Here is a 23,040-nt window from a genome sequence, read left to right as displayed (position 1 = left end):
ACTGTTATTTCGGTGCGCTCGTGGTTCCGGTCCGCCTCAATGATGTTCGACTCTAGACCTGCGTTGCCTGCCGCACAAGGTGCACAGGGCCAAGCGCTAGGCTGGGGACCATGACGGTTTCAGCAATCTTCGATCCTTCCCTGTGGCGTGAGGTCTCCGGTTTCGACTTCACCGACATCACCTACCATCGTGCGATCGACCCGGCGACCGGCAGCGACCTCGGTTGCGTGCGGATCGCCTTCGACCGCCCCGAGGTCCGCAATGCCTTCCGCCCGCACACCGTCGACGAGCTCTACCGCGCCCTCGACCATGCTCGCCAGACCTCCGACGTCGGAGCGGTCCTGCTCACCGGCAACGGTCCGAGCGAGAAGGACGGCGGCTGGGCATTCTGCTCCGGTGGAGACCAGCGGATCCGCGGTCGTTCCGGCTACCAGTATGCCTCGGGCGAGACTCGTGAAAGCGTCGATCCGGCTCAGGCCGGACGCCTCCACATCCTCGAGGTCCAGCGACTGATCCGGACTATGCCCAAGGTCGTCATCGCCGTCGTCCCCGGCTGGGCTGCCGGCGGCGGCCACAGTCTCCACGTCGTGTGCGATATGACCATCGCCTCCCGCGAACACGCGAAGTTCAAGCAGACCGATGCCGACGTCGGCTCCTATGACGCCGGCTACGGTTCGGCGTACCTGGCGAAGATGGTCGGGCAGAAGAAGGCCCGCGAGATCTTCTTCCTCGGCCGCACGTATTCGGCCCAGGAGATGGCCGACATGGGTGCCGTCAACGAGGTCGTCGACCACGCCGAACTCGAAACCGCCGCTTTGACCATGGCGCGTGAGATCCTCGGCAAGTCCCCGAACGCGCAGCGGATGCTCAAGTTCGCCTTCAACCTCGTCGACGACGGCCTCATGGGCCAGCAGGTCTTCGCCGGTGAGGCCACGCGTCTGGGCTATATGACCGACGAAGCCGTCGAGGGCCGCGATGCCTTCCTGGAAAAGCGCGATCCCGACTGGTCGCCCTTCCCCTGGTACTACTGACGGCTCGGTCTCAGATCACCGTGGACACCCGCGAACTGCGCACCGATGAGCTGCCCGAGGCCATCGACCGGGCTCTCGACGGACGCTCGATCCTCATCCTGCCGTCCTCCCGGACGGGCACCGTCACCGAGGCGGCTCCCCGTTCGTGGACGGGCCCGGGCCCCTGCCCGGCCCTCATCCTCCACACCTCCGGGTCGACGGGGACGGCGAAGGCCGTGGCGCTCTCCCCCGAAGCCCTGACCGCCTCGGCGCAGGCGACCGAGGACTCTCTGTCCGGGCCCGGTGATTGGCACATGTGCCTGCCGGTCAACCACATCGCCGGGTTCCAGGTGGAGCTGCGCGCCCGCCTGGCAGGGCGCCCACCGGTGCGGGCCACCTCGGCGAGGTTCTCCCCCATATCTTTCGCCTCAGCGGTCGACGAGCTGCTGGAACGGGCGGGCGAACGCCCGACGTACACGTCTCTCGTGCCCACCCAGCTCCACCGGATCCTCGAAGACGATCATGCGACCGACCTCGCGGCAAGCATCTCGCACATCCTCCTCGGCGGGTCGGCGATCTCACCGGCCCTGCTCGAACGCGCGGATGCCGCGGGACTGTCGATCGTGCGCACTTATGGGATGAGCGAGACCGCCGGCGGCTGCGTGTACGACGGTGTGCCCTTCGACGGGGTCGAGGTCACCATCACCGAGGCGGGAACGATCGACCTGACCGGCCCCGTCGTCGCCGACGGCTACGTCGAGATCTCGCCCGACGGCACCATCGCACCGGCGGAGTCGATGGCGCTGACCGTCGACGATGCCGGTCGGCGGATCATGCACACGAGCGATCTCGGCCGCCTCGATCACGGGGTGCTCACGGTCCTCGGTCGGGTCGATGACATCATCATCTCCGGCGGGACGAATGTCTCCCCGCACGCTCTGGAGACGGGTCTGCTCCCGCGCTGGCAGAAGGAGGGCATCGCCGAGGTGCTCGTGACGTGGGTGCCCGACGAGGAGTGGGGCAGACAGATCGTCGCGCTGGTCAGGTTCGCCGGCAGGGACGCCGCGGAGGCCGGGTCGGGGCTCGACGGTCGCTCCCCTCGCGAACTGGCTCGGCATCTCAACGGCCTCGATCATGGGATGGAGGGGCACCTGCTGCCGCACCTCGTGTTTCCCGTCGACGAGATCCCGAATCGGTCGATCGGCAAACCCGACCGTCGGGCCGCCGCCGAGCTTGCCGCGCGCCTTGCGGCGGACTGCGCCGAATACCCTTGCCGGTGAACAATCGGTAATATGAGACGGTTCGACGACATAAGAGGAAGGTGACCTGGGACTATGGCTGATGCCGCCCAGTGGATTTCGGGAGCTCGACTGCGAACTCTCCCCCTGGCTCTCGCACCCGTCCTCATCGGCACCGGCGCCGCGATCGGGTCGCTCGGCGGGTTCACCGCCTTCATCCTCGACGACATCTCGGGCGGGGACGACCACGTCAGCCTTGGACAGATCCTGTTCCGCGGGTTTCTCGCCCTGCTCGTCTCCCTCTGTCTGCAGATCGGTTCGAACTACGCCAACGACTACTCCGACGGCATTCGCGGCACTGACGACGAACGCGTCGGGCCGGTGCGTCTGACAGCGACCGGCCTCGCCGAGGCGCGCGAGGTCAAACGTGCCGCATTCCTGTTCTTCGGCATCGCCGGGGTCGTCGGGATCGTGCTCATCCTCGTCTCTCAGGCCTGGTGGTTCCTCATCGTCGGGGCCGCCGCGGTGGCCGCAGCATGGTTGTACACCGGCGGGAAGAAGCCCTACGGGTACATGGGCCTGGGTGAGGTGTTCGTCTTCGTCTTCTTCGGACTCGTGGCCACCCTGGGAACGATGTGGATGCAGGTCGGGCACCTCAGCCTCAGCGGCTGGGCCGGTGCCGTGGCGATCGGTTCGCTTGCGTCCGCCGTGCTCATGGTCAACAACCTCCGCGACATCCCCACCGACATCGAGGCCGGCAAGATCACGCTCGCGGTGCGTCTGGGCGACAATTCCGCCCGCATCGCCTATGCGGTGCTCGTGCTGCTGCCGTTCGCGCTCCTGGCCCTGGCCATCCTCGACGGGCATCCGGCAGCGGCGTTGGCGATCCTCGCCCTGGTGCCGGCGCTCAACCCGCTCAAGACGGTGCTCAGCGGTACGACGGGACCCGGGCTCATCCCGCCGATCAAATCGACCGGCCTGACCGGCCTGGCATTCGCTGCACTGATGGGGCTCGGCCTGGCGCTCTGAGCCCGTGGGTTTTGCGCCAGTGGGTTCTGAGCCAGTGCGTTCTGAGTCTCAGCTCTGATTGGCAGGGCACTGAGCGTGTCAGCTCTGGGCGGCAGACGGCCGGGGTCTATTTCTCTCGGCCGTTGCCGTCGGAGAGGTTCTCTTCGTCGGCAATCCGCTTCTCGTCGGCTGCGTGTTCCTCTTCGGTGAGGCGCTCTTCTTCGGTGAGGCGATCGTCGACGATCTGGTCCTCAGCCGCTTCGTCGGCACTCTTGCGCTTGGGTTTGGAAGCACGAGCGGCAAGACGGGCCTCGATGTCAGTGGCCACTCGAGCGCGCATGTTCCCGAGGAACAGGTAGCTCAGCAGCGCGCCGATGACGATGGCCGCGACCGCCATCAGCAGGTTGAGCCCGAGGAACGGGAAGAGGATGAGTCCGACGCCGACGATGATGCCGAGTCGAGCGAGAGTGTAGAGCCAGAAGGTGCGCATTGAGCCTATTTTAGCCCTCCATCGTGATCGTCTCGTCACCGACTGCCTGAGTCGGTGTTCAGGATCGTGGACTATCCTTGGTGCATGGCTCGTTTTCTCATTGCCGCGATCGTCCTAGCGGCAGCGGTGACACTGTATGGACTCTTCGATTGCCTGTTGCGCGATCGGGGTCTGATTCGAGTCCTGCCCAAACCCGCATGGGCCCTCATCATCCTTTTCATCCCGGTCCTCGGATTCGTCCTCTGGTTCCTCTTCGGTCGTGGCTCCGAAGCCAAACCGTCGGCGGCGCAGCGTCCCCGCGGGCAGGTCGCCCCGGATGATGACGATGACTACCTGCGACAGGTCGACCGGGACGTCAAGCTCGGCAAGCACGCTCCCCCGGCACATGAGAACGATGAGCCGAAGACCGAGAGCGATGACGCCTCCGAGTCCGACGATGACGACGATTCTGCAGCGGACTCTTCGGCAGACACCGATGATCGCGGTACCAAGGGCGAAGGCCGCGGCCGCTCCAACTGAGTCCCGTCGCATCGACCTCGTCGCATCGACGCCATCCGGCAGTTACAAGTTCGGCCCCATCTGCGCCGAGCAGCCCACGTTGAGAACTGGGCTGTCCAGCCTCAAGTGGGCCGAAAAGCCACCCTCGAGAGGCTGCAAAGGCCTCTCACAGGTCGTTCAAGGCGAAGCGCATCTGTGGAGCCGTGCAACGATCGACTACCGCGCTCGGGCTTGAACGAGGCTGTTCTCGCCGCACTCCGGCCTGAACGACATGTCGTGTCCGCCCAAGCGCCGGCACGAAGACGCCCCTCACCCGACTGGCGGTTTCTAGGGGCGTTTCGCCGCCGTCGGGTAGACGTCAGTCGAGGCCGGAGTAGGAATGCAGGCCGTTGAAGTAGACGTTGACGACGGTGAAGTTGAAGATCACCGAGGCGATGCCGATGATGTTGAGCACCGCAACCTTCGTCTTGCTCCAGCCGCGGGTCGCGCGAGCGTGCAGGTAGGCGGCGTAGATGACCCACACGACGAAGGTCCAGATCTCCTTGGTGTCCCAGCCCCAATAGCGGCTCCAGGCCACCTCGGCCCAGATCGCACCCGCGATGAGGGTGAAGGTCCAGGTGATGAAGCCGACGGCCGCGATCGTGTAGGAGGAGCGCTCGAGGTCGTCGCTCGCAGGCAGACGGTGCATGAACCGCAGCCACTTCGGGTTCTTCGTCTCGTAGACGCTCTTGAGGATCTGGAACACCGCGAGGATCGCTGAGATGTAGAGCAGCGACGTCGAGAGGATCGCGATCGGCACGTGGATGGCGATCCAGTACGAGTCCAGGGCCGGGATGAGCTTGGCTGCCGGGGTGTAGAACACGGTGATCGCCAGGCCCAGGCACAGCAGCACTCCCCCGGACACGAACGTGCCCAGGTAGCGCACGTCCTTCTTCGTCAGCACCACGAGGTAGACGATGACGGTGATCGTCGTCGCCGTGAGCACGTACTCCATCATGTTGCCCCACGGCACACGGGACACGGACAGGGCGCGGGTGAGCACGGCGGAGGCGTGCAGCAGGACGGCGAGCACCAGCAGCGATGTGCCGATGCGGGCTCCGCGTCGTCTGTTCCCGCGGCTCTTCTCCACCGGTGCTTCCGACTCATCATCGCCGGGCCGGTCGAGGACAGCAGTGGTCGCGGTCTTCCGGTTCGTCCGCCGCACAGCACTCGCCTTCGCGGGGCTGGCGACCTCTGTCTTGGCTGTCTTGAGTTCGCGCGATCCGAACAGGTCGAACGCATAGAAGATCATCGCGAAGGCATAGACGATCATCGCCGAGATGATCAGCTGGTTCGACCACATTGCGAGGTCAGTGTTGACGTCCATTCATCCTCCGCACCGTCAGGTGCTCTCATATCGCTCATTGTCGGCGTGCCCGTGTCCGAGCCCGCCGCCCTGTCGGGTGCGGTCTGAAACTCCGACACTCCGCGGCTATTCTACTCCGCGTAGTACCAGAGTCTCATCTTTCGACGTCGCCCTCGTCCTGACCCTCAGCGGGGTCGGGGTCGCGCAGGTCCTTCACGAGGTCGGAAACGGCGCGCCCGACCATCGGATCCTCACCGCGGGCGAGGGCGGCCACCTCGGCGTTCCCGTCCTTGATCCTCACCCACACGCGGCGGCGGGGAATGAACAGCGACAGCCCCAGGCCGGCGAGCACGAGGATCGCACTGATGAGCATGAGCGCCTGCGTCGGATCCTGCGAGATGTCGACGGCGATGTACTTCTTCACTCCGTCGAAGGTCACGGATCCGCCGCCGGGCAGGTCCTGAGTCTCACCCTCGGCGAGCTGGATGATCAGCGGATTGCCCGAGTCATCGGTCATTTCGGTCATCTTATCGGCATCGAGGGAGTACACCGACTGCGGGACTCCGTCGTCGAGGCCGAGGTCGCCGGTGTAACCGCTCATCACGAGGTAGGGGTTGCGCAGCTCGGCGAAGCTCGAGACGAGCTCGCCCTTGTCGTTCTGCGTTGCGGTCGGCAGGAAGACCCCGACGAAGCCCATCTGTGTGCCGGCCGAATCCGGGACCTTGATGACGCCCTCCGAGGTGTAGCCCCCGTCGCCGCCGTCGGGGATGAAGACCTGCGGCCCGGACTGGACGACGTTGCCCTGAGCGTCACGGACGGTCACCTCGGGGGCGTAGCCGTTGCCCGTGAGGTAGACGCCGACGCCGTTGATGCGCACGGGCTTGTTGACCTCGAGTGTGTGCGATTCGGTCTTGCCCTCGGAGTTCGTCGTGACCTTCGCATCGAAGCTGCGCGGCTGCCCGAACTGATTGCCCGCCGCCTGATCGTCGAAGCTCGAGGAGAAGCTGTCGAGCTTGAGCCGGAAGTCCGGCAGGTTGTCCGCATCGTAGTAGGACCCGGGGGTGAAGGAATCGTAGGAGACCAGGGAGTTCGAGAACGTCTCCCCCTCGACGAGGATGCGCTGACCTTCGTAGCCGAAGAGCGAACCGATAGCCATCGTCAGGGTGGCCATGAGCAGGGCGACGTGGAAGACGAGGTTGCCCGTCTCCCGCAGATATCCGCGCTCGGCCGCCACATGGTCATCCCGCCGATTGATCCGGTACCCGGACTTCTTCAGCCGGGCCTCGGCACGGTCGAGGAAGACCTGGTCGGCGTCCTCTCGAGTGTCGGCCTCCCCCGTAGCCGAGGTGAAGGCGGCGTAGCCGGGCATCCGGCCCAGCCGCCTCGGCGCCTTGGGAGGGGCCGAGCGCATCGCCTTCCAGTGCTGTTTCGTCCGCGGGATGATGCAGCCGACGAGTGAGATCATCAGCAGCAGGTAGATGGCGGAGAACCACACGGATGAGTAGACGTCGAACATCTGGATGGTGTCGAGGAACGTACCCCACGCACCGTTGTTCTCCAGGAACGTGTTCACCCGTCCCGGGTCCTGGATGCGCTGAGGCAGGAGGGAGCCGGGGATCGCTGCGAGCGCGAGGACGAGCAGCAGGATGAGCGCCACGCGCATCGTCGTCAGCTGCGTCCACGCCCACCGGCACATGCCGAAGAAGCCCAGCTGAGGTTGCGTCACCTGAGGCTTCTGGCTCGCCGACTTCGTCTTCTCCGCCACTAGATCACCACTTCGAATCCATTGATCAGACCTTGCAGAGAGGTCATCCACATATTCCATACGCCGCTGGCCATGAGCACACCGAGGATGATCAGCATGATGCCTCCGGCGCGCACGATCGCGGTCTGGTGTCTGCGCACCCATTCGAGTCGTCCCGCGCCCTTGTGGATCGCCACCGCCAGGATGATGAACGGGATTCCCAGTCCCAGGCAGTAGACGAATGCGAGCAGGGCGCCGCGCCAGATCATGCCGTCGCCGCCGAAGCTCACCGACATGCTCAGCACCGCCGACAGCGTCGGTCCCACACACGGCGCCCAGCCGAGCGCGAAGGTGGCACCGAGGACCGGTGCACCCCACAGACCCGCCTTCGGCCGCGCTCGGATCCGATGTTCGTTCTGCAGCAGACCGAACCCGCCCATGAACACGAAACCGGCGATGATGACGACGACGCCGAGGATGCGCATGATCACCGACTGCCATTGCGAGAACAGCGCCCCGAGGGCGGAAAAGCTGGTCCCCAGCAGCACGAAGACGATTGTGAAGCCGAGGACGAAGAGGCTGATGCCCACGACGACCCGCCATGTCTGCTTGTCGCGCAGCGAGGTTCCCGAGAGCCCGGTGACGTATCCGACGTAGCCGGGGACGAGCGGGAGCACGCACGGTGAGACGAAGGAGACGAGTCCTGCCAGTGCTGCGGCACCGGCGGCCAGCAGCAGCGGGCCGGAGAGAACCGTCTGGGCGAATTCCGCCCCGAGCCCGCTCACTCCGCCAGCACGTCCTCGACGAGTCCCTTGAGCGTCGAAGCGTCGACCTCGCCGACGACTCGGGCAGCGGCCCGGCCCTTCGCATCGAGCACGACCGTCGACGGGGTCGCCTGCGGGGGCAGGACACCGGAGAGGAGGGAGACCATCTCTCCGCTCGAGTCGAGCATGTTCGGGTACGGGACCTGGTAGTTGTTGATGAATGCGTTCGCCGCGGCGGCCTGATCTCGGACGTTGACGCCGATGAACTGCGCCTTGTCGCCGAATCCGTCGGCTACGGACTTGAGATCCGGTGCCTCCTTCCGGCACGGCGGGCAGGCCGCGTACCAGAGGTTGATGACCACGGGGGTCGGGCGCAGATCGGCCAGGGACATCGTCTTCCCTTCGAGGGTCTCGAAGCTCAGATCCAAGGGCTCACCGCGCTTGTCGACGGCCACCTGCGAGACGACTCCCGAACCGGAGACGTAGCCCTGGTCGGATCCGGCCTGATCGGCCAGTTCGTCGTTCTCACTGCAGGCGCTGACCAGAACGGCTGTGCCGGCGGCGAGGGCCGAGGCGAACAGGGTGCGGCGGTTCAGTGGGCTGCGGCCGAAACTCATGCTCCTGCCACCGGGGTTCCGGGCTGCAGATCGGCACAGATGCTCTCATAACTCACGGACACCAGTGTGGACGAGTCGAATGTGAAACTGGTGATAGAAGCCAGGTCACATTCGCGTCGGCGGGGGTCGTGGAAGAGGGAACGCCCCTCCCCCGACAGCCGCGTCATCCAGATCGGCAGCTGGTGAGAGACGATGACGCCTTCGGCCTCGGGACCGTGGCCGTCGAGCTTCGCACGCAGGCTGGCCATTGCCGCGCGCATGCGCAGCACGATCTGCTTGTACGGTTCGCCCCACGACGGGGTCAGCGGGTTGTACAGACGCAGCAGGTTCTTCGGTTCGGCCAGGCGCCGGGCGTCGACCTTCTGACCTTCGAACGAGTTCGCCGCTTCGATGACCCGGTCGTCGGTGAATACCGGCAGATCGAGGGTGCTCGCCAGCGGGGCGATCGTCTGTTGGGTCCGCAGCAGCGGGGAGGCGACGAGTTCGACCGGGGTCGTCGCCGCGGCGTCGAAGTGCTCGGCGACCCGAGCGGCCATCTCATGACCGCGCTCGGTCAGTCCGAAGTGCGGCAGGCGGCCGTAGAGGATCTTCTCCGGGTTGTCGACCTCACCGTGCCTGACCAGATGGATCGTGGTCATGCCTGTCCTTTCCCGGACTCCGGCACGGCGGCCGCGGCCTTCGCCGCCGCCGGCAGTGCGGAGATGATCCGATCGAGGATCTCATCGGTGTGGGCGTAGGAGAGGAACCAGGCTTCGAAGGCACTCGGCGGCATGTGGATGCCCTGATCGAGCATGGCGTTGAAGAACGCGGTGTAGCGGTCGACGTTCTGCGCGCGTGCCTCGTCGTAGTTCGTCACGGCACCATCGGTGAAGAACACGGAGAACATCGAGTTCGCGGACTGGATGACGTGGGCAACACCTTCGGCTTCGAGCGCTGAGGCGACGGCCGGGCGCAGAATGTCCGCGGCGCGGCCGATGTGCGAGTAGACATCGAGTTCGGTCGTGAGCTTGAGTGTGGCGAGTCCGGCGGCGGTGGCCACGGGGTTCCCCGACAGGGTTCCCGCCTGGTAGACGGGTCCGGCCGGTGCCAGATGCGCCATGATCTCGGCGCGACCGCCGAAGGCCGCCGCGGGGAATCCGCCGCCCATGACCTTGCCGAAGGTGAACAGGTCGGCCGGTCCTTCGGGGTAGCCGAGGGCCTGCGATTCGTAGCCGTACCAGCCGGCCGCGGAGACGCGGAAGCCGGTCATCACCTCGTCGCTGATCATCAGCGCACCGTGGGCCTTCGTCAGCCGACGGATGGTGTTGGTGAAGCCGTCGACCGGGGGCACGATGCCCATGTTGCCGGGGCTGGCCTCGGTGATCACGCAGGCGATGTCCTCGCCGTGTTCGGCGAAGACGGCTTCGAGTCCTGCGGCGTCGTTGTAGCCGACGACGATGGTGTCCTGGGCCTGCGCGCCCGTGACTCCCGGGGTGTCGGGCAGGGAGAAGGTGGCCAGGCCGGATCCGGCCTGGGCGAGCAGGGAGTCGACGTGGCCGTGGTAGCAGCCGGCGAACTTCACGACCTTGGACCGTCCTGTGTAGCCGCGGGCAAGACGGATCGCGGACATCGTCGCCTCGGTGCCCGAGGACACGAGCCGCACCTGCTCGACGGGGTCGACGCGGGAGACGATCTCCTCGGCGAGTTCGACCTCACCGGTCGACGGTGTGCCGAAGGAGAAGCCCTTGACCGCGGCCTCCTGCACGGCGGCGACGACCTCGGGGCGGGAATGACCCATGATCATCGGCCCCCACGAGCCGATGAGGTCGATGTAGTCGTTGCCGTCGGCATCGCGCAGCCACGCACCCGTGGCCTCGGTGATGAAGCGGGGCGTGCCGCCGACGGCCTTGAACGCCCGCACCGGGGAGTTGACTCCGCCGGGGATGACCGCCTCGGCACGGGTGAAGAGTGCTGCTGACTGGTCGGTGACGTGAGCGTTCGTCTCTGCTGTCGTCATGGGGTCTCCTCTGAATCGTCGCGGGTCGTTGTCGTCGCGGGATCGTGCTCGGGTGCGGGGCGCCTTAAGTGCCGTCGATGTCGCGCATATGATCGTAGACCTTCGTGAAGATGCGACCCAAGGTCGCCATCTCCTCGGGTTCGAGCAGGTCGACGAGGTGGGTCCGCACACCTCTGACATGGTCGGGTGCTGCGGCCTGGAGCAGCTGCCATCCGGCCTCGGTCATCACGCAGTTCACGCCGCGTCCGTCCTCGGGGATGGCGGAGCGTTCGAGCAGTCCGCGCTTCTCCATCCGTGCCACGCTGTGGGTCAGTCGGGACCGGGACATCGTGGTGTCTGTGGCCAGCAGGGCCATGCGCATGGTCCGGTCCTCGTGCTCGGACAGACGCACGAGGATCTCGTATTCGGGCAGGCCGATGCCGTGCGTGTCGCGCAGCTCCTTGTCGAGTTCGGCTGCGAGCAGCTGCGAGCCGTTGAGGTAGCTGCGCCACGACTTCTGGTCGACCGCGCTCAGCCAGCGGGGTTCGGTCATCACCGGCCCCCGGCTGTGTGGTTCTCGGCGGACTGGTTCCCGGTGAGGGTGCCTGCGGCTGCGGCTCGGAGGCGCTGGGCGACCTCGGTGGCCCAGTAGGTGAGGATCGCATCGGAGCCGGCGCGTTTGAAGGCGACGAGGGACTCCTCGATCGCCCGTTCCCGGTCGATGGCGCCAGCCTGAGCGGCGAACTCGATCATCGCGTACTCGCCGGAGACCTGATAGGTCCACACGGGCACGATGGACTCGGCTGCCACCTCGGCGAGGACGTCGAGGTAGGGCAGCCCGGGTTTGACCATGACGACGTCAGCGCCTTCGGCGAGGTCGAGGCCGAGTTCCCGCAGTGCCTCGCGGCCGTTCGCGGGATCCTGCTGGTAGGTCTTCCGGTCCCCCTGGAGTTCGGAGTCGACTGCTTCGCGGAAGGGCCCATAGAAGGCTGAGGCGTACTTCGCGGTGTAGCCCATGACGACGGTGTCGGTGAAGCCGGCGGCGTCGAGGGCCTCGCGGCAGTAGGCGACCTGCCCGTCCATCATGCCGGAGAGTCCGAGCACCTGTGCGCCCGCGCGAGCCTGGGCCAGTGCCATCGAGGCGTAGCGGTCGAGCGTGGCATCGTTGTCGACTCCCCCGGCGGAGTCGAGGACCCCGCAGTGACCGTGGGAGGTGAATTCGTCGAGGCAGAGATCGGCCATGACGACCGTGTCCTCGCCGAGGTCGTCGGCCAGGAGCCGCAGCGCGCGGTTGAGGATGCCCTCGGGGTCATCGGCCTGGGAGCCGATCTCGTCCCTGTGCTCGGGAATGCCGAAGAGCATGAGCCCTCCGACCCCGGCGGCGACGGCCTCTCGGGCGGCGGCCAGCAGCGAGTCAAGGGTGTGCTGGACGACGCCTGGCATCCCCGTCAGCGGCACGGGCTCGGTCAATCCCTCTTTGACGAACATCGGCAGGATGAGGTCGGCCGGGTGCAGCCGCACCTCGGAGACGAGCCGGCGCAGGGCGGCGGTCGAGCGGAGACGACGGGGGCGAACGGTTCCGGGAACCAGTGTCATGTCAGGCCTTCCTTCTGCGGCGTTTCTGGCTCGGACGCTGCGGGGAGATTCCGGCGTCCACGTCAGCGGCCCGCTGGGTGAGTGCGTATTCGACGAGTCCGTCGATGAGCGAGGTGAGGTTGGCTTCCTCGGCGAGGACGTCGACACGCAGTCCGTGCTCGGCCGCGGTGTTCGCGGTGGCCGGGCCGATGCAGCAGATCACCGAGGTGGCTGCGGGCTTGCCGGCGATGCCGACGAGGTTGCGCACCGTCGACGAGGAGGTGAAGAGGAACGCATCGAAGTCGCCGGCCTTGATCGACTCGCGGATCGGTGCCGGCGGCGGGGAGGCCCGGACTGTGCGGTAGGCGGTGACGTCGTCGGGGTCCCAGCCCTTCTCCAACAGGCCGGAGACGAGCACCTCGGTGGCGATGTCGGCCCGGGGCAGCAGGACGGTGTTCATCGGGTCGATGTCGTCGACGAAGTCCGGCCAGGCTGCGGCCAGCCCGCGGGCGGAGTGTTCGCCGTCGGGGACGAGGTCGGGGGTGATGCCCCAGTCGATCAGTGCCGCAGCCGTGCGGCCGCCGACGGCCGCGACCTTGACTCCGGCCATCGACCTCGAGTCGAGCCCGAAGTCCTCGAACCACATGCGCACGGCGCGGACCGCGTTGACCGAGGTGAAGCCGACCCATTCGTAGGAACCGTCGACGAGGCCGCGGATGGCCTTCTCCATCTGCGTCGGAGTGCGTGGGGGCTGGACGGCGATCGTGGGCACGACGGTGCCGACGGCACCGAGCTCGGCCAGTGCCTCGGCGGTGGAGGTTCCCTGTTCCTTGGTCCGTGGGATGAGCACCTGCCAGCCGAAGAGCGGTTTGGATTCGAACCAGCTGAGTTCGCCTCGCGACTCGACTCCCTGTCCCATGATCACCACCATACGATCCGAACCTGTCTGCGCCATGGACAGCGCCTGTTTCAGGGTCGTCTCCACGCTCGTCTGCTCGATCGTGGAGATCCCCCAGCCCAGCAGCACCTTCGTGTCCTCGTCCCAGCCGTCGGCGAGCAGGGCGCTGATGGCCTGCTCGTGAGCGGCGGCGGTGCCCGTGAGCACATGGGAGGTGTTGCGGTGGCGGGAGACGTCGACATGGGTCTGGGGTCCTGCCTCGATGAAGCGCACGGACCGGACCCGGCTCGTCGTCAGGGCGGTGCCTGTGTAGGCGGCAGTCGACGCGGACAACCCGACTCCGGGGACGATCTCGACCTCGACGTCGGCCTTGCGGCACACGGCCGCCTCGGCGGTGGTGTTCGTGAAGATCAGACCATCGTCGGAACACAGCCGCACGACGGTGTTGTCGGGGCGGGCCAGGTCGGCGAGCTTGCGACCGCGGGTCGACGCGGCGGCACCGAGGTCGGCGGCGTCGATGAGCTTCGCGGCCTGAGGCACGTAGGCGGTGACGATCTCCGAATGGACATCGGCATCATAGACGACGGTCTCGGCGGTGGCGAGGATCTCGGCTCCGCGCATGGTCATCAGGCCCGATTCTCCGGGTCCGCTGCCGATGAAGACCACCCGAGGAGCGGCCGGCAGAAGTCGGCGCGGTTGGACCTGACCGCTCAGAGGTGTGCTGTTCATCCCTGCTCCTGTGCCTTGACGGGGGTAAGGTGATCGGCGCTGGCGGCCGGGTCGATGCCGAGCCGATCGAGGAGGTCTTCGGCCGCGGCGGTGCCGAGTTCATCGGCGACGCGGGCGAGTTCCTTCGCGGTGACGCTCAGCTGCTGGGCCGTGTCGGTCGACCAGTCGGCGTCGGGGACGACGGGCAGGTGGGTGCTCTGCCGGGTGCGGGCCAGGTGCCCGTCATCATCGGCCATCACGGCGTCGACGACGAACCGGTCGCCGTCGATCTTCGCCAGTGCCCCGATGGGTGCCGAACATCCAGCCTCGGCGCGGGAGAGGATGGCGCGTTCGCAGGTCACGGCCAGGTCCGTGGACTGGTCGTGGAGACGCATGAGGGCGGCGCGCACCTCGGCGTCGGCGTTGAGGATGTCCTCGGAACCGGCGTGCGAGCTGTCGGCGCTGCGGGTCTCCACTGCCAGGGCTCCCTGGCCGGGCGCCGGCAGCATGACGTCGAAGTCGAGGATGTCGGTGGCCTCGGCCAGGCGGCCGATGCGGCGGACCCCGGCGGCGGCGAGCACGACGGCGTCGAGGCGGCCGTCGCGGACGTGCCCGATGCGGGTGTCGACGTTGCCGCGCACACCCCTGACCTCGATGTCCGGACGAGCGGCCTGCAGCTGCACGGCCCGCCTGGGCGAACCGGTGCCGATGACCGACCCGGCGGGCAGTTCGGCCAGGCTCAGACCGTCACGGCCGATGAGCACATCGGCGGGGTCGACGCGGGGTGGAATGGCCGCCATCTGGATGCCGGCCTCGGGAGTGGTGGGCAGGTCCTTGAGCGAGTGGACGGCGAGGTCGATCTTGCCCTGGTGCAGTGCCTGGCGGACGGCGGAGACGAAGACTCCGGTGCCGCCGAAGCCGGCGAGCGGGGACATGTTGACGTCGCCTTCGGTGACGACCTCGACGATCTCGACGCGCCACCCGGTCAGGGCGGCGAGTTGGTGGGCGATCGCCGTGGACTGGGACCGGGCCAGCTGGGACCGGCGGGTGCCCAGGCGCACGGTGCGTCCGCTGAAGTGTTCGGGTTCGACGATGTCGAGGGTGTGGTCGGCCACGGGACGGATGCCGTCGGCCTCGACGTGGTGGGCGCTGGCGGCCTTCGCGACCTTCGTCTCCGCGGGTGTCATCGCATGGGCGACCTTGTTCACGGGCAGGTCGAAGAGCTGCATGAGCGCCTGCGCATAGTCGACCTCGGATTCGCTCACGGCCAGTTCCTTGACCTTCACGGTCGGGGTGTGGATGAGCTTCTCGGCCACGCGGTGAAGGGACTTGCGGATCTCGGCGAAGGACTTCTCGTCGACGTTGGCGCCGAGCTTCTTCTCCAACCGCTCGGTCTCGGTGGCGAGCACGTCCTTGGCGTGGGAGCGCAGCGCGGTCACGGTCGGAGCCACGGCGCGCTCCTTGTTGCCGGTGGCGATGTTCTCCAGCTCAGCGGAGATGATCGCACGAACCTCTTCGACGGTGTGCACGACCTTCGCATCGCGTTCCTTGTCGGAGCCTCTGAGCAGGTCTCGGATCTCGCCGAGGCCGAACAGGGCGACGTGTTCGAACTCGCGGACGCTGGGGTCGATGTCGTGCGGCAGCGCGAGGTCGATGAACGCCTTGTTCGCCGCGCCCTTCGGGTTCTGGGACAGACCGGCGACGATGTCGTCACGGGTGACGACGACACCGCGCGCACCGGTGCACGAGACGATGAGGTCGGCGTCGGCGATCTCCTCGGCCATCACACGGGGGTTGAGTTCGCGGGCGCGTCCGCCCACCTCGGCGACGAGGCGTTCGGCCTTGTCCACCGTGCGGTTGAGCACGGTGATGCGGCCCACGCCCTCTCTGTGGAGTCCCGAGACGACGAGACCGGACATGGCACCGGCCCCGATGACCAGGGTGCTGGCCGCCCGCAGGGAGCCGATGTGCGCCGCCGATGCTTCGAGCGCCGCGCCGAAGAGCGACCGGGCGACCTCGCCGAGGTCGGTCTCCGAATGGGCGCGCTTGCCCACCCGCAGCGCCTGCTGGAGGGCATGGGAGAGTTCGGAGGTCAGCGCTTTGTCCGTCTGCGAATCGGTGAACGACGAGCGCAGCTGGCCGAGGATCTGGGCCTCACCGATCGCCATCGAATCGAGTCCGCAGGCGACCTTGAGCAGATGCTCCATGGCCTGATGGTCGTAGTGGGCATAGAAGTGCCCGGCGATGTCGGACCATTCCTTGTCGATCGAGGACACCAGGGCGTTGCCCAGGTCGGCCAGTCCCCCGTGGAAGGCGGTGACGTCGGCGATGAGCTCGAGGCGGTTGCACGTCGAGAGCACGGCGAGGCCGTCGACGTTCTCACCGGCCAGGGCGTCCCTGCGCAGGGATCCGACCTCGCCGGCACCGAAGGCCATCCGATCGAGCATGTCGATGGGAGCCGACTGATGCGAAATGCCGAGAACCAAGAGAGTCAATTCCTGTGCTCCTCAAAACCAGGGTTGAGCGGTGCCGTGTCCAGCGCCGAATAGTATGCGAGTACTTGCAGCTCACTGGCCAGATCGACTTGGTGGACACGCACGCTGTCCGGTGCGTCGAGCACGGTGGGTGAGAAGTTGAGAATGCCGCGCACTCCCGCCTCGACGGCGGTGCGGCCAGCGGCCGGCGCCGCAGCGGCGGGAACGGCCATGACCACGAGGTCGATGTGTTCGGGCCAGCTGGTCAGTTCGTCGATAGAGGAGACCATCAGCGATCCGATGGTGGTGCCGATCTTTTCCTCGTCGATGTCGAACACGGCAGTCAGCCGCAGGCCGCGCCGACGGAACCCGGCATAGTCGGCGAGCGCGGAGCCGAGACGACCGGCCCCGATGATGGCGACGCTGCGGTCGCGATCGAGGCCGAGGAAGCTGCGCAGCGTCGCTGACAGTTCCGGGCAGGAGTAGCCGACCCCGCGAGTGCCCGACCGCCCCAGCTGGGAGAGGTCTTTGCGCAGGATCGACGGGGACACACCGCTGCGCGCGGCGAGGTCCTCCGATGACACGGTCTCCTGACCGGTCGCGGCGATGGTCTCGACGGTCTGCAGGTAGATCGGGAGTCGGGAGATCACGCGTTCGGGTACGTCCTTGCGAACGACACCCTCAATCCTGTTGGCGGACAGAATCTCGCCCACGAATCCGCCTCACTCCTTCAATCGATCTCATGCGCCCAGAGCGCTCAGGGCCCTGGACAGCCGATCCTTCTCGACTCTGTGAAAACTGTGCTGGCGCCCGTTGAGGAGCACGACGGGAACATCCCAGCCGTACTGTCCGGCCAGGTCCTCGTCGGTGTCGATGTCAATCTCTCTCACGTCCACATCTCTGCCGGCCGCCACCTCGGTGACGGTTTCGCGCGCGAGCGCGCAGAGGTGGCAGTCGACGCGCGTGAGGAAGGTCAGTTCGACCATGGCTCACTCCTCATCGGGTGCAACAAACCCCGCCGAGAAATCACTCGAGCGGGGGCGTAGGACCGTTGGGTCTTACTTCTTGTTGCGACGCTGGTGACGTGTCTTGCGAAGCTGCTTGCGGTGCTTCTTCTTCGACATACGCTTGCGGCGCTTCTTGATGACTGAGCCCACGCGGGTACCCCTTGTGCTTGTCGGTGGAGGGTGAACATCACGTGCCCACCCATTGAACTAACCGTGCAATTCTATCGCTTGGCCGCCTGCTTTCCCAAAACTGTGTCGAGATCCACAGCGGTTCGACCGGTCATCCGCGCAGGCTCGCGGGTCAGTCGAAGTACGGGTCGAGGGCGAAGAACGGGAAGAGGTTCTTCCGGGTGCCCATCACAGCCCGGTCGAGCTCGGCCTCCGGGTCGAATCCCTTCGACCACGGTTCGAACTCACCGTCGAATCCGTCGGTCATCGACAGCGGCGCCTCGCGCCCGGTCTTCGTCTGCGCGTAGTCGGCCCACCGGCCGGGGATCCTCGTTGCCGGGTCGATGTCGCGGCCCGCGGAGATGGCCAGCAGGTTCGTCCAGGCCCGCGGCACGACATCGATGATCGCGTAGCCGCCGCCTCCGACGGACAGCCACTTCCCGTCGGCATGGTCCTCGGCCAGACGGCGGACCCGCTCGGCGGCGATGCGCATCGCGTCCACGCTCAGTCGCATGTGCGTGAGCGGGTCCTCGCGGTGGCCGTCGCAGCCGTGCTGGGAGACGATGACCTGCGGTTCGAAGGCCGCGACGACCGGCGGGACCGTGGCGTCGAAGGCCCGCAGCCAGTCCGCGTCGCCGGTGCGCGGAGGCAGGGCGACATTCATCGCCGAGGCGGCCGCCTTCAGTCCCCCGATCTCGGCGGGGAACCCGGTGCCGGGGAAGAGGTACTTCCCCGATTCGTGGATCGAGATCGTGAGCACCCGCGGGTCGTCCCAGAAGAACTTCTCCACTCCGTCGCCGTGGTGGGCGTCGAGGTCGAGATAGACGATGCGCTCCATGCCGGAGTCGAGGAATTCGGTGATCGCCCCCGCTGCGTCGTTGTACACGCAGAAGCCGCTGGCTCGGTCCGGCATCGCATGGTGCATTCCGCCGCAGAAGTTCACAGCGCGCCTGTAGCCGCCGGAGATGATCGCATTCGCCGCCTCGATGCTGCCTTGGAACAGCAGCGCCGAGGCGGTGTGCATATTCTCGAACCCGGGCACATCCTCGGTGCCGATCCCGTACCTGTGCGCATCCTGCTCGTTCAGGCCCTCTGCGGTCCCTGCCTGCCGGACGGCGGCGATGTAGTCGGGGTCGTGGAGCCGGGCGAGCTTGGCTTCGCCGATCTCGCCGATCGGGTGCACGTGGACATTATCGGCGTCGAAGAGGTCGAAGTCCATGGCGAGCTTCGCCGTGAGGTCGAGCCTGAGCGGGTGCATGGGGTGGCTGGGGCCGAAGTTGTAACCGGTCACCGCGTCGTCCCATGCGACATACACATCATTTTCGGCCATGGGCACCATGCTATATGGCGCACCTCACTTGCACCGATTCCGGGGCGGGCGGATCTACCATGGTGCTTGTGCCCAAGAATTCCACACAGCGCCTCGACCGGCTGCTGCGACCCGGCAGGTGGGTTCGCGACTTCGTCGACGACCTCGCCGTCGCCTCCCCCGCCCGGTTGGCGATCGGTTCGTTCGTCGGGGTCGTCGCGTGCTTCGCGATCCTGCTGATGCTGCCGGCGAGCATGCGTCATCCGGGTTCGGTGGACCTGGCCACGCACATCGCGAACTCCGTGTTCGTCGCCGTTTCGGCCGTCTGCGTCACGGGTCTGACACCGGTGGTCACTGAGGAGTACTGGTCGGACTTCGGAATCTCCGTCATCACCGCCGGCATCCAAGTCGGCGGACTCGGGATCCTCACCCTCGCCTCGGTGCTGGGGATGGCGGTCTCACGCCGGCTGGGAGTCCGGCAGCGCCTCATCGCCCAGCAGGCCACCTCGGCGCTCAATCTGGGTCAGGTCGGCACCCTCCTCAAGACGGTCGTCATCACCATCGTCACCGCCGAGGCGATCCTCGCGCTGCTGATGTTCCCGCGCTTCCTCATCCGGGGGGAATCGCTCGGCGATGCCACCTGGTATTCGGTCTTCTACTCGATTTCGGCGTTCAACAACGCCGGCTTCACCATCCATCCCGGCGGCGGGGCGTACTTCGCCTCGGATCCCTGGATCCTGTCCCTGCTGATGTTGGGAGTCTTCGTCGGTGCGCTGGGCTTCCCGGTCGTGCTCATGATCGCGATGTTCTGGAATCGGCCGTCGAAATGGGATCTGCACACGAAGCTGACCCTGACGACCACGACGACGGTGCTCGCGATCGGGCTGCTGCTGTTGGCGCTCTTCGAGTCGGCGAATCCGGCGACCCTCGGCGACAAGAACGCCGGTCACACGTTCGTCGAGGTCCTATTCATGGCCGTGATGCCGCGGTCGGGCGGATTCTCGACGATGGAGATCGCGGACATGAGCCAGGCCTCACACCTGCTCATGGACCTGATGATGTTCATCGGCGGCGGGTCGTCGTCGACGGCCGGAGGCATCAAGGTCACCACGGTGGCGGTGCTCGTCCTGGCGGCCTTCGCCGAGGCCAGGGGCCTGCAGGACGTGCATGTGTTCGGTCGGCGGCTGACTGCCTCGACGATCAAGCTCTCGATCTCGATCCTGCTCACCGGTGCCCTCATCGTCTTCGTCGGCACACTCGCGATGCTCCAGATCAGTGCGGAGCCGCTCGATCGGGTGCTGTTCGAGGTGATCTCGGCCTTCGGCACGGTCGGTCTGAGTTCCGGGGTGTCGGCGGCCGCGCCGAATTCGGGGCTGTACGTGCTGTCGGTGATCATGCTCATCGGCCGACTCGGTACGATTACACTTGCGGCGGCGCTGTCCATGCAGGACTCCGCCCGCCTGTACCGCTATCCCGAGGAAAGGCCCGTCGTTGGCTAACGAACACACCTCCATCCTGGTCGTCGGTCTCGGACGCTTCGGATCCTCGACGGCGGCCACGCTGGCCAAACTGGGCCGCGAGGTGATGGCGATCGAGCACAATCCGGAGCTCGTCAAGGACTGGAGCGGCAAGCTCACCCACGTCGTCGAGGCGGATTCGACGAACATCGACGCGCTGCGGCAGGTCGGAGCCGGAGACTTCTCGACCGCGGTGGTCGGGATCGGCACCTCGATCGAGGACAGTGTGCTCACCACGGCCAATCTCGTTGACCTCGGTGTCGGGCAGGTGTGGGCGAAGGCGATCTCGCCCGCGCATGGCAAGATCCTCCACCGCATCGGCGCCCACCACGTCCTCTACCCCGAATCGGATGCGGGTCGGCGCGTGGCTCACCTGGTCAGCTCGCGGATGATGGAGTACATCGAGTTCGACGAGGGGCATTTTGCTGTGGTCAAGATGCGCCCGCCGCGGGAGATCCAGGGCTTCACTCTCAGCGAGTCCGGCGTCCGCGACAAGTACGGTGTGACGATCGTGGGCATCAAGAGTCCCGGCCGCGACTTCACCTACGCCGACCCCACGACGCGGGTCGGCAAGCAGGACCTCCTCATAGTCGCCGGCCACGTCGAACTGCTGGGACGCTTCGCCGGCCGCCCGTAAGGTTGGGCGACTGCTCGTGCGGGGCTCGGCGGGGCCGGTTCGGGCAGAGCGGATTCGGGCACAAAGAGAGCGGGCGACGGGAATCGAACCCGCGTCATCGGCTTGGGAAGCCGAAGCTTTACCATTAAGCTACGCCCGCATGTCGCCACTATCCAGTCGGCAAACGCCCAGGTGAAACCCGGCGCGTTCCCGCCGTGTGCAGCGACTCGGACCAGTCTACAGCCTTGCTGCGGTTTCGCATCCGTCCGAACTTCCCGGAGGTATTGCGATGAGGCCTCGGGCCGCCGACCCGTCCGAAGCCGCACGCTCTGCCCAGCCCCGTTCGCCACGAGGGGTCTGATTTCTGCCTCAAGGCGCTCATCGGCAGCGAGTGTCCATTGAAAGTGCTGGCGTAGTGCATACATTCACTACGCGTGCACTTCGACTAGACAGTTGCTCAAGCATGGGCGTCTGTGGCGACTCGATCGGTCACCCGACCACCGCGGGCTGGCCACTACCTGGTCATCCGTGGCCCACTGGAGTCGCTGTTTTCGAGGATTTCGTACGTCTGCGCGACACATATGCCCGCAGTTGAGGCGCCTGACGAAAGAGCTTGGTCAACGTCTCTTCCAGATTTGTCACCTCGCTGAAGTTCAAACGGACTATGCGATACCCCAAATCGAGAAGACGATTGTATTGCTTGGCTTCCTTCTGCATGAGTCGGAATCCGTCGTCCGCATATTTCGTGACTCCGTCGATGAAGACAATCGTCTTCGACTCCTCATGTGCGAAGTCGACCCGAGCAATGACCCTGTTTCCGTCCGAGATACTCACCTGCTGTCTGAACCCGTTCAACTTCAGCTGCTTGAGGGTGTAGACGAATCGGCTCTCCGCATAGCTCTCGGACAGAGCACCGACCGCCGATAGGAGTCGTTCAGCACGACGCCTCCCCTTGGCTAGGCGATTGAGCACTGGCACGAACTCTTCCGCGATTCGCTGTTCGGCCATCATCATCGTGTCGGGTGGGTATCCGAAGCGAGCCGCCTCATCTGCTGCGGCAACTGAGCCGAACACTGATGTCCTCAGACACGATTCGAGGGCGGCGAATCCTTCCGCTTCACCGAGCTGGCCGATGAGGTCGAAGGCCGTACGTATCGGCGTCGTCAGGGTCATCTTGCCGATGCGCACGACGTCTTCGCCTGGGATCGAAATCTGCGATCTCTTGATGTCGCTGCTGGTGCCTCGCACGCTTGGATGCGCGATGTGCACCTTGCCTCGCGGGGGCCGATAGAGCGGAAGCTCGTGAATATATGCGGCGGAGGCCGACCAGACGACGTCGTCGACGCGATAGTAGGGATACGACGATGCACGCAGCTTCTCAATGGTGTCGAGAAGCGTGAATTGCTCTCTGCCCGTGTGTTCGTCGGTCTGCTCGATCACCTGAGCAAGCCACGATTCGTCCGTGATGAAGGCGGCTATCGCCGCGTGGCGTGGGTGAGAACACCGCCTGATGATCGAATACATCCCGCTGGTGAGCCTCAGCAGGCAGCAGCCGATCGCATCCTTGATGGTTCGGCTCAGCACTCCGTGGGCGTTGAGTTCGCAGGTACGGACGACGTTGTACATGCGGCAAATCTCTCCTTGTCGCCGTCATCGGCACAAGGACAGGCCGCCTACCTGTGGATACTCGTGTCGGATCCACAGGGCTCGGACGCTCGAGTCGGCCGACCGTCCACAACGTTCGGCGACCGACTGAAGCACAGAGCGAGTCACCATCTCCCTAAGGAAACCGGCCCTGCGCTGACTCCTCGGCATCCGCGTCGACGAAAACGGTACGTCGACCGGAGATGGCATTGCAGGCAGCCTCGTTGATTCGTCCACAACTGTACGGTCGAAGTGCAGGCGTAGTGCATACATTCAGGCCGCGTGCACGTTCGATAGACAGTCATTGGTTCAAGCGCTGATTTCGCGCTGGAGAGTCCCCTGCACACCACGAGGGAGCGGCCGAAGCCGCCCCCTCGTACGATGCCGACGAATCCGTGCCGACGAGCCCGTCCCGGCGGAGACCAAGACCCAGCG

22 protein-coding genes and 1 tRNA gene are annotated in these 23,040 nt (G+C 66.1%); 6 read left to right on the top strand and 17 right to left on the bottom strand.

The features are described from left to right. Positions 1–110 precede the first annotated feature (110 nt). Genes HK401_RS11360 through HK401_RS11350 form a run of 3 tightly spaced genes read left to right on the top strand, consistent with a single transcriptional unit; the run spans position 111 to position 3,277 of the window. Complete coding sequence (locus tag HK401_RS11360; protein WP_181274762.1) at positions 111–1,031, top strand: 1,4-dihydroxy-2-naphthoyl-CoA synthase; 921 nt, start codon at positions 111–113, stop codon at positions 1,029–1,031. 20 nt (positions 1,032–1,051) lie between these two features. After that, the gene (locus HK401_RS11355; protein WP_309135968.1) at positions 1,052–2,290 is read left to right on the top strand and encodes an AMP-binding protein; all 1,239 of its coding nucleotides are present in this window, start codon (positions 1,052–1,054) and stop codon (positions 2,288–2,290) included. Between the two features lie 54 nt (positions 2,291–2,344). Further along, positions 2,345–3,277, top strand: coding sequence for a 1,4-dihydroxy-2-naphthoate polyprenyltransferase (locus HK401_RS11350; protein WP_181274761.1), 933 nt, complete (start codon positions 2,345–2,347; stop codon positions 3,275–3,277). Between the two features lie 106 nt (positions 3,278–3,383). Here the strand turns inward: HK401_RS11350 and HK401_RS11345 are convergent, their stop codons facing one another. Further along, positions 3,384–3,746: a DUF4229 domain-containing protein gene (locus HK401_RS11345; protein WP_181274759.1), complete on the bottom strand. Its 363-nt coding sequence runs from the start codon at positions 3,744–3,746 to the stop codon at positions 3,384–3,386. 84 nt (positions 3,747–3,830) lie between these two features. Between HK401_RS11345 and HK401_RS11340 the strand changes: the two genes are divergently transcribed. After that, positions 3,831–4,265, top strand: coding sequence for a PLD nuclease N-terminal domain-containing protein (locus tag HK401_RS11340; protein ID WP_181274758.1), 435 nt, complete (start codon positions 3,831–3,833; stop codon positions 4,263–4,265). 337 nt (positions 4,266–4,602) lie between these two features. Here HK401_RS11340 and ccsB read toward each other — a convergent pair whose 3' ends face one another. The 14 genes from ccsB to HK401_RS11270 all read right to left on the bottom strand — a co-directional run bounded on the left by ccsB (position 4,603) and on the right by HK401_RS11270 (position 18,849). Next, the gene (gene ccsB / locus HK401_RS11335; RefSeq protein ID WP_181274757.1) at positions 4,603–5,610 is read right to left on the bottom strand and encodes a c-type cytochrome biogenesis protein CcsB; all 1,008 of its coding nucleotides are present in this window, start codon (positions 5,608–5,610) and stop codon (positions 4,603–4,605) included. A 133-nt stretch (positions 5,611–5,743) separates the two neighbouring features. Further along, positions 5,744–7,315: a cytochrome c biogenesis protein ResB gene (gene resB / locus HK401_RS11330; RefSeq protein ID WP_309135967.1), complete on the bottom strand. Its 1,572-nt coding sequence runs from the start codon at positions 7,313–7,315 to the stop codon at positions 5,744–5,746. A 38-nt stretch (positions 7,316–7,353) separates the two neighbouring features. Beyond that, positions 7,354–8,118 carry a cytochrome c biogenesis CcdA family protein gene (locus HK401_RS11325; RefSeq protein ID WP_181274755.1) on the bottom strand — a complete coding sequence of 255 codons (765 nt, stop codon included), beginning with the start codon at positions 8,116–8,118 and terminating at the stop codon, positions 7,354–7,356. Then, a complete protein-coding gene (locus tag HK401_RS11320) occupies positions 8,115–8,714 on the bottom strand; it encodes a TlpA family protein disulfide reductase (RefSeq protein WP_181274754.1) in 600 nt (199 codons plus the stop codon). Before HK401_RS11320 ends, HK401_RS11325 begins: the two co-directional genes overlap by 4 nt. Further along, on the bottom strand, positions 8,711–9,352 hold the full coding sequence (locus HK401_RS11315) for a histidine phosphatase family protein (RefSeq protein ID WP_181274753.1): 642 nt from the start codon (positions 9,350–9,352) through the stop codon (positions 8,711–8,713). Before HK401_RS11315 ends, HK401_RS11320 begins: the two co-directional genes overlap by 4 nt. Beyond that, positions 9,349–10,710 carry a glutamate-1-semialdehyde 2,1-aminomutase gene (gene hemL / locus HK401_RS11310; RefSeq protein WP_181274751.1) on the bottom strand — a complete coding sequence of 454 codons (1,362 nt, stop codon included), beginning with the start codon at positions 10,708–10,710 and terminating at the stop codon, positions 9,349–9,351. Before hemL ends, HK401_RS11315 begins: the two co-directional genes overlap by 4 nt. Before the next feature lie 64 nt (positions 10,711–10,774). Next, positions 10,775–11,242: a MarR family winged helix-turn-helix transcriptional regulator gene (locus HK401_RS11305; RefSeq protein ID WP_181274749.1), complete on the bottom strand. Its 468-nt coding sequence runs from the start codon at positions 11,240–11,242 to the stop codon at positions 10,775–10,777. After that, positions 11,242–12,285 (bottom strand): porphobilinogen synthase, encoded by a 1,044-nt coding sequence (gene hemB, locus HK401_RS11300; protein ID WP_181274746.1) that lies wholly within the window; start codon positions 12,283–12,285, stop codon positions 11,242–11,244. The genes HK401_RS11305 and hemB overlap by 1 nt, the downstream gene beginning before the upstream one ends. A 1-nt stretch (position 12,286) precedes the next feature. Beyond that, a complete protein-coding gene (locus HK401_RS11295; RefSeq protein WP_181274745.1) occupies positions 12,287–13,891 on the bottom strand; it encodes a bifunctional uroporphyrinogen-III C-methyltransferase/uroporphyrinogen-III synthase in 1,605 nt (534 codons plus the stop codon). After that, positions 13,888–16,365 carry a glutamyl-tRNA reductase gene (hemA, locus tag HK401_RS11290; RefSeq protein WP_181274744.1) on the bottom strand — a complete coding sequence of 826 codons (2,478 nt, stop codon included), beginning with the start codon at positions 16,363–16,365 and terminating at the stop codon, positions 13,888–13,890. The genes HK401_RS11295 and hemA overlap by 4 nt, the downstream gene beginning before the upstream one ends. Further along, the gene (locus HK401_RS11285) at positions 16,362–17,057 is read right to left on the bottom strand and encodes a redox-sensing transcriptional repressor Rex (RefSeq protein WP_181274743.1); all 696 of its coding nucleotides are present in this window, start codon (positions 17,055–17,057) and stop codon (positions 16,362–16,364) included. The genes hemA and HK401_RS11285 overlap by 4 nt, the downstream gene beginning before the upstream one ends. Positions 17,058–17,084: 27 nt before the next feature. After that, positions 17,085–17,330 carry a glutaredoxin family protein gene (locus HK401_RS11280; protein WP_181274742.1) on the bottom strand — a complete coding sequence of 82 codons (246 nt, stop codon included), beginning with the start codon at positions 17,328–17,330 and terminating at the stop codon, positions 17,085–17,087. Between the two features lie 72 nt (positions 17,331–17,402). Beyond that, positions 17,403–17,501 (bottom strand): 30S ribosomal protein bS22, encoded by a 99-nt coding sequence (locus HK401_RS11275; RefSeq protein WP_009882927.1) that lies wholly within the window; start codon positions 17,499–17,501, stop codon positions 17,403–17,405. A 151-nt stretch (positions 17,502–17,652) separates the two neighbouring features. Continuing rightward, positions 17,653–18,849 (bottom strand): acetoin utilization protein AcuC, encoded by a 1,197-nt coding sequence (locus HK401_RS11270; RefSeq protein WP_181274741.1) that lies wholly within the window; start codon positions 18,847–18,849, stop codon positions 17,653–17,655. Positions 18,850–18,908: 59 nt separating this feature from the next. Here HK401_RS11270 and HK401_RS11265 point away from each other — a divergent pair, with 59 nt between their 5' ends. Continuing rightward, positions 18,909–20,327, top strand: a complete 1,419-nt coding sequence (locus HK401_RS11265; protein ID WP_246490631.1) for a TrkH family potassium uptake protein — start codon at positions 18,909–18,911, stop codon at positions 20,325–20,327. Next, positions 20,320–20,982, top strand: a complete 663-nt coding sequence (locus HK401_RS11260) for a potassium channel family protein (protein WP_166970480.1) — start codon at positions 20,320–20,322, stop codon at positions 20,980–20,982. The genes HK401_RS11265 and HK401_RS11260 overlap by 8 nt, the downstream gene beginning before the upstream one ends. Before the next feature lie 68 nt (positions 20,983–21,050). Here HK401_RS11260 and HK401_RS11255 read toward each other — a convergent pair. After that, positions 21,051–21,121 (bottom strand) — tRNA-Gly (locus HK401_RS11255). A 362-nt stretch (positions 21,122–21,483) separates the two neighbouring features. Beyond that, positions 21,484–22,587, bottom strand: a complete 1,104-nt coding sequence (locus HK401_RS11250; protein ID WP_181274739.1) for a DUF559 domain-containing protein — start codon at positions 22,585–22,587, stop codon at positions 21,484–21,486. Positions 22,588–23,040: the final 453 nt, after the last annotated feature.

It is taken from the genome of Brevibacterium oceani (genome assembly GCF_013623835.1).
GTDB lineage: Bacteria > Actinomycetota > Actinomycetes > Actinomycetales > Brevibacteriaceae > Brevibacterium > Brevibacterium oceani.
The sequence above is the reverse complement of the archived record's forward strand: the minus strand, read 5'-3'. Positions and strand labels throughout refer to the sequence as shown.